The sequence below is a fragment of the Thermotalea metallivorans genome, assembly GCF_001562415.1.
Lineage (GTDB): Bacteria > Bacillota > Clostridia > Peptostreptococcales > Thermotaleaceae > Thermotalea > Thermotalea metallivorans.
This window is the reverse complement of sequence record NZ_LOEE01000079.1, coordinates 1-6,771: the sequence shown is the minus strand read 5'-3', so window position 1 is coordinate 6,771 and position 6,771 is coordinate 1. Positions and strand designations below refer to the sequence as shown.

Genomic DNA, 6,771 nt, shown 5'->3' with positions numbered 1-6,771 from the left:
TGGACAGGGAAGGGATATCATGGAGTCAGCAGAGGAGGCGGAATAATATGTCACGTACATCGATTATTATGATGATAATTACTCTGGGGTTTTATGGAATAGGCTTCATCTATTTGCTAAACAAAGCCTTTAACTCTAAGAAAAACTAAATTATTTTATGTTCTGGCTTTTTCTCAATCCGAGAAAAAGCCAGAACAATAAATCATGGAGGTGGCAGCATGCGAATTGAGGAACATCCTATATTAAATTTTCAAAGAGGGAAACGGGTTACATTCACTTATAACGGTCAAGTGCTGGAAGGTTATGAAGGAGAAACGATAGCTGCGGCATTACATGCGGCAGGCGTGAGAGTTTTAAGTCATAGTCATGAGAAACAAAGGCCTAGAGGATTTTATTGTGCCATAGGAAATTGCTCCTCCTGTTTGATGGTAGTAAATGGTGAGCCCAATGTAAGAATATGTGTTGAAATGCTTCAAGAAGGCATGTGTGTAAATACGCAAATAGGGAAAGGAGATATTCTACGATGAAATCGACGGATATCCTTATTATCGGAGGCGGCCCGGCAGGTCTTTGTGCAGCGATTAGCGCAGCAGAAGCGGGATGTAAAGTTCTTCTTGCAGATAGAAATAAATCTTTGGGAGGACAATTGGTAAAACAAACCCATATGTTTTTCGGTTCTGAAAAGCAATACGCATCGGTGAGGGGAATAGACATCTGTAGATTATTATTGGAAAAAATTCATTCCATGGAGAATGTTGAGATATTCAATGATACCACTGTGCTGGGGGTTTATGAGGACGGCATTGTAACGGCGGAGGCATCGGGGAAATATTTAAAAATCAAGCCTAAGTCTATGATTGTAGCTACAGGTGCCAGTGAAAAAACTTTGGCCTTTCCAAATAATGATTTGCCAGGTATTTATGGTGCCGGTGCCGTGCAAACACTGATGAATGAATACGGCATAAAACCGGGGAAACGTGTTTTGATGGTAGGAGCAGGAAATATTGGTTTGATTGTCAGTTATCAGCTATTGCAAGCAGGTGTTGAAGTGGCAGCCGTCATTGACGCAGCTCCAAAAATTGGGGGATATTGGGTTCATGCATCTAAAATTCGAAGGATGGGCGTGCCTATGTATACAAGCTATACCGTAAAGGAAGCCTATGGGAAGGATGCCCTGGAGGGGGCTGTCATATGGAAATTAGACCAGCATTGGAATCCCATCCACGGAACGGAAATGGATTTAGAAATCGATGTGATGTGTATCGCTGTAGGACTATCACCATTGGCTGAGCTTTTATGGCAAGCTGGATGTGAGATGAAATATGTAAATGAGCTGGGTGGATTTGTACCCATACGGGACGAGAATATGGAAACTTCTGTAAAAGGAATATTTGTAGCCGGAGATGTGGCAGGCGTGGAAGAGGCTAGCAGTGCCATGGTAGAGGGGTATTTAGCCGGTATTGGTGCTGCACAAAGTATAGGCCATACAGTATACAATGTGGAAGAAAAGAAAAGGGATTTCATCCAACAGCTAGATGCTTTAAGGTCCGGTCCTGTAGGTGTGAAAATCAGACAAGGAATCGCTCAGCTACAGTCTATGGCGGAAGCTGCTGCCGGTGAAAAACTGTAATTTACATGGATAGGAGGGTATGCATCATGTTAGCCAGTACCGGAGTACCGACGAAAGAGGATTTAGAAAAAGTTTTTCCAAGTCATGCAAGGCTGAATCAGGGCGCTGTTGCGGTAATAGAATGTTTTCAAAACATTCCATGCAATCCGTGCTATACTGCCTGCCCTAGGAAAGCAATCAAAGAATTTGAAGACATCAATGATTTACCATCCATAGACGATGATTTGTGTAATGGATGCGGCCTATGCATCAGCAAATGTCCGGGATTAGCAATTATGGTGGTTGATATGACTTATTCGGAGCATGAGGCTTTAATCAAAATACCTTACGAATTTATTCCCCTTCCCGTGGAAAATGATATGGTCAAGGGGGTGGACCGGGAAGGAAATTACGTTTGCGATGTAAAAGTAGTGAAAGTTCTCAATACAAAAGCCCTGGATAAAACACCGATAATTTCGATCGCAGTCCCTAAGGAACATGTGAAAACCATAAGAAATATAAGAATGGGGGATTAGTATGGACGAGAATACGATCATTTGTCGTTGTTCCGATTTAACTTTGAAAGACATACGGGAATGGATTGCAAAAGGATATACTTCTTTTGATGAATTAAAAAGGATCAGCCGGGTAGGCATGGGACCTTGCCAGGGAAGGACTTGTGCCCAATTGGTTCTCAGGGAATTGTCCATAGCTACAGGTAAGCCTGTTTCCGAATTAAAGCCTGGAACATACAGGCCTCCTGTGAAGGCAATAAAACTAGGTGCAATCAGCGACTATGCCTCAGGGGGTGTTGACCATGATTAAAACTGCAGATGTGGTAATTATCGGCGGGGGTATTTCAGGATGTGCCATTGCATATAATCTATTGAAAAAAGGGGTAAAGGATGTTGCCATTATTGAAAGATCTTATCTGACCAGCGGAGCCACCGGCCGATGCGGTGCGGGAATCAGGCAACAATGGGGAACGGAAATGAATTGCCGGATCTCTAAATTGTCTTGCGAATTCTTTGAAAATGCCAAGGAAGAACTGGGCTATGAGGGGGATCTGGAGTTTAAACAAGGGGGATATCTGATTCTATCCAGTACGGAAAAGGAACATGAACAATTTAAAAAGAATGTGGCCTTGCAGAATCGTCTGGGAATTCAGTCAAAATTATTGACTTTGGAAGAAGCCAAGGAAATAGTGCCGTTTTTAAATACGGAAGGCTTGGTCAGTGCCACATTCCATCAAAAAGACGGGCACCTGAATCCGTTCCATACAACCCAAGCCTTTGCTAACGCCGCTAGGCGATTGGGAGCACATATCTATACCTTTACGGAAGTGACAGACATTATTGTAGAAAAGGGAAAGATCAAAGGTGTGAAAACAACAAAAGGAGATATTTCCACCAATGTTGTGGTAAATGCAGCAGGGGGATATTCCCAGTTGATAGGGAAAATGGCAGGTCTAGATTTGCCCGTGTATTCAGAGAGACATCAAATACTGGTTACGGAGCCGGTAGAGCCAATTTTAGGGCCTATGGTAATGTCCTTCTCTTTGAATTTATATTGCCAGCAAGTTCCCCATGGCGGTATTGTCATGGGAAGAGGAGATGAAGGGGAGCCAAGGGATCTGCGCATTACCTCCGGATGGCATTTCGTAGAAGAGATGGCGAAAACTATCACCCAAATATTACCGCCTCTAAAAAATGTAAGGCTTTTAAGACAGTGGGCCGGTTTGTACAATATGACGCCTGACCGTCAACCCATCTATGGTCCCGTGGATGAAGTGGAAGGCTTTTATCTTGCAATCGGTTATAGCGGTCACGGTTTTATGTTTGGTCCGGCTACGGGATTGCTGATGGCGGAGTGCATTTTAGGGGAGGAGACGACGCTGCCTATCGATATGCTGCATCTAAACCGATTTAAGAAAGGCGAACTGATTTTTGAACCATCCGTTGTATGAAAATTTTGTTTTAAAATAAATTTTCTGTGTGAAAATGTTTCATAAAAGTTGGAGGTGGGCTGAACTTGAAAAGATTAGGAAAAAGAGAAGAGCTGTGCATAGGATGCAACCAATGTGAGGAAGCATGCTCGAAGACATTTTTTAAAGAAAGCCTAAAGGAAAAATCTTGTATTCAAATTGGCAACAATGCAAAGGGAGGATATGCCATTCAGGTCTGCAATCAATGCGGCGTATGTATTGATATCTGTCCCATCGAAGCCCTATACAGGGATAAAAACGGCGTAGTAAGGGTAAAAAAAGATATATGTGTTGGCTGTTTCATGTGTGTGGGATTTTGCCCGGAGGAAGCCATGAGACAGCATGATGATTATATTGAACCTTTCAAATGTATTGCCTGCGGTCTATGTGCAAAAAATTGTCCTTCGGGAGCAATATTTATTGAAGATGTTCCAGTGGGAGAAATTGAAGCATTCGGAGAAACTGCTACAGCCGGCGAGATATAATGATAAATTTTGATAAAGGGGGATGGAAAGCCCATGAACGTGAAAGAAATGTTAAAGGAACATAAGCTTCTGGCTGAATTTCGCTATGAATTGGGACAAATTGAAAGAGGTTATACCAATCGTTCGCTCTATGTCAATCTTTCTGAGCATAGAATAGAATCAAAGCCCGTAACAGAAATGATGAAGGAAAAGTTCATTGGAGGCAAAGGATTCGGCCTATGGTATCTATGGAATGCGGTAACATCGGAAACCAAGTGGAATGATCCTGAAAATGAGATTATCATATCCAGCGGGCCTTTGGGCGGCATTACCCAGTATCCTGGGGCTGGAAAATCCTTGGTTGTTACCTTGTCACCCTTAACGGGGCTGGTAATTGACAGCAACGTGGGTGGATATTTCGGGCCGCTGCTGAAATTTTCAGGTTGGGATGCATTGGAAATTCAGGGCAAGGCTGATAAGGATGTAATTATATTTATTGATGGGAATGAAGGAACAGTTAGAATTGAAGAGACTCCTCTGGAGGCAACGGACAGCCATATCTTAGGAGAACAATTGACGGAGATGTACGCAGAATCTGAAGAGGATAAGAGAAATATATCCGTTGTTACGGCGGGTTCTGCCGGAGATCATACTCTCATCGGTTTGCTTAATTTTACTTTCTATGATGTAAGAAGAAAAGCAGTGCGACTGAAACAGGCAGGCAGGGGTGGTATCGGTACTGTTTTTCGAGATAAAAAAATTAAAGCCTTGGTAGTGAGATTTAGAGGGGTAAAGGGTGATTTAAATCATCCCGCAGACATTTCAAAGATTAATAAGGCTGGCATTAAGTTGCATAAGGAAATCAATAAGTTCGATGCTGTTCAAAATAGAATGCGGCAGATTGGAACAGCCAATATTATTGAGGTGATGAACGAGTATGATCTTTTACCCGTTCATAACTACAAGTTTGGAAGCCATCCCGATGCAGATAAAATTGCATCCAATGTATTTGTAGAAAAATATATTACCCAAGGACTGCCCGATGGATGCTGGTATGGGTGCTCATTGTCCTGTGCTAAAGCTGCCGATAAATTTGAAATCAAAACGGGACCCTATAAAGGGCAGTTGGTTACCGTGGATGGTCCTGAGTATGAAAATGCAGCGGGTTTAGGTGCAAACTGCGGAATCTTTGATCCGGAATATATTTTGGAAAGCAATTTCTATTGTGATACCTATGGTATTGATACAATTTCCTTTGGTACGATTACAGCTTTTGTCATGGAGTGCTATGAAAGTGGAATCATCAATAAAGAAATTACAGGCGGTTTAGCGTTGTATTTTGGAAATGCCGACGCGGCTATGGAGCTGCTTCATCAAATGGCAAGGGGGGAAGGATTCGGCAAAATTGCTGGGCAGGGTATTCGTAGAATGAAAAAATTGTTTATTGAACAATATGGAGCAGATCCTGATTTTCTTCAGGATATCGGCATGGAACAAAAAGGTTTGGAATATTCGGAATACCTGCCGAAAGAATCCCTAGCCCAGCAGGGAGGATACGGATTAACCAACAAGGGACCTCAACATGATGAAGCTTGGTTAATTTTTATGGATATGGTGAACAATCAAATACCCACCTTTGAGGATAAGGCCGAAGCTCTCCATTATTTCCCCATGTTCAGAACATGGTTTGGATTAAACGGACTATGCAAGTTGCCTTGGAATGATATTATCCCGGAAAGCAATGCCACTGCTGATGAACCGGCGAAAATACCGGAGCATGTACAAAACTATGTGGATATCTTTAACGGGGTTACAGGAAAAAATATTGACAAAGAAGAACTTATTCTGCAATCAGAGCGAGTCTATAATTTCCAAAGAGTATTTAATATAAGGATGGGCCATGGAAAGCGGGAGGATGATAAAATTCCATACCGTTCAGCAGGCCCTGTAACCGTTGAAGAATATGAGTCACGGCAAGAACGATATGATAGGCAGCTCATAGAACTATTAAATTATAACCCTGAAGGAAAAGCTACGGAGGAAAAGATCAAAGTATTAAGAAAATACAGGGAAGAACAATATGAAAAACTTGTGGATGCCGTGTACAAGAGAAGGGGATGGACGAACAACGGTATTCCAAAATTGGAGACCCTTCAGAAATTAGGCATTGATTTTCCGGAGGTAGTAGAAGTGGTGAAACCGTATTTATAAGCACTAGGGGGTTTAAGATGATTCAAGTAAACGGAAAGGATTTTGAATGGGAAGAAGATTTAACCGTACAGAAATTACTGGAAAAAAAGAGATATACTTATCCTAAAATCATTGTAAAAGTGAATGATCACCTGATACCAAAAGAAGAATACGAGTTAACACCTATTCATGACGGAGACGATGTGAAGGTGATCCATCTATTGGCAGGAGGATAAATCCAAGAAAAAGTAGAGCTGTTTTTGGCTCTACTTTTTATTTTATGGGGAAACCTTTAGGATTTGACTTCCTGCCCAAAACTTAGAACTGTACCGTTTTTTAAAATAAAAATAGGAGGATGTTTCAAACTGTTTCAAGCTAAAAAAATTACAAAAAATTACTATAGTTTTGCACAAAAGAAAGCCCTTAAAGTTCCTTAAAGTTTCACCTTAGCACTGTTATGAAGCAATAGAAAGTATAGCATCTTTTACGGACGTATTTTTCTCTACTTCTTGATCTAATGCGGT

General features: G+C 41.6%; 9 protein-coding genes. All 9 read left to right on the top strand.

Annotated elements, in window-relative coordinates; genetic code table 11:
• Positions 1-47: 47 nt before the first annotated feature.
• The 9 genes from AN619_RS16405 (at position 48) to thiS (ending at position 6,483) form a co-directional block, all read left to right on the top strand.
• Positions 48-149 carry a DUF4234 domain-containing protein gene (locus AN619_RS16405; RefSeq protein WP_242867420.1) on the top strand — a complete coding sequence of 34 codons (102 nt, stop codon included), beginning with the start codon at positions 48-50 and terminating at the stop codon, positions 147-149.
• A 69-nt stretch (positions 150-218) separates the two neighbouring features.
• On the top strand, positions 219-527 hold the full coding sequence (locus tag AN619_RS14655) for a (2Fe-2S)-binding protein (protein WP_068558017.1): 309 nt from the start codon (positions 219-221) through the stop codon (positions 525-527).
• Complete coding sequence (locus AN619_RS14650; RefSeq protein ID WP_068558016.1) at positions 524-1,630, top strand: NAD(P)/FAD-dependent oxidoreductase; 1,107 nt, start codon at positions 524-526, stop codon at positions 1,628-1,630. Before AN619_RS14655 ends, AN619_RS14650 begins: the two co-directional genes overlap by 4 nt.
• A 26-nt stretch (positions 1,631-1,656) precedes the next feature.
• Positions 1,657-2,145 (top strand): 4Fe-4S binding protein, encoded by a 489-nt coding sequence (locus AN619_RS14645; RefSeq protein WP_068558015.1) that lies wholly within the window; start codon positions 1,657-1,659, stop codon positions 2,143-2,145.
• A gap of 1 nt (position 2,146) precedes the next feature.
• Positions 2,147-2,434, top strand: coding sequence for a (2Fe-2S)-binding protein (locus AN619_RS14640; RefSeq protein WP_068558014.1), 288 nt, complete (start codon positions 2,147-2,149; stop codon positions 2,432-2,434).
• Positions 2,427-3,575 (top strand): NAD(P)/FAD-dependent oxidoreductase, encoded by a 1,149-nt coding sequence (locus AN619_RS14635; protein ID WP_068558013.1) that lies wholly within the window; start codon positions 2,427-2,429, stop codon positions 3,573-3,575. Before AN619_RS14640 ends, AN619_RS14635 begins: the two co-directional genes overlap by 8 nt.
• 65 nt (positions 3,576-3,640) lie before the next feature.
• Complete coding sequence (locus AN619_RS14630) at positions 3,641-4,078, top strand: 4Fe-4S binding protein (RefSeq protein WP_068558012.1); 438 nt, start codon at positions 3,641-3,643, stop codon at positions 4,076-4,078.
• 33 nt (positions 4,079-4,111) lie between these two features.
• Entirely contained in the window at positions 4,112-6,268 is a 2,157-nt protein-coding gene (locus tag AN619_RS14625) for an aldehyde ferredoxin oxidoreductase family protein (RefSeq protein WP_083525174.1), read from the top strand.
• Positions 6,269-6,285: 17 nt separating this feature from the next.
• Positions 6,286-6,483 carry a sulfur carrier protein ThiS gene (thiS, locus tag AN619_RS14620; protein ID WP_068558011.1) on the top strand — a complete coding sequence of 66 codons (198 nt, stop codon included), beginning with the start codon at positions 6,286-6,288 and terminating at the stop codon, positions 6,481-6,483.
• Positions 6,484-6,771 lie beyond the last annotated feature (288 nt).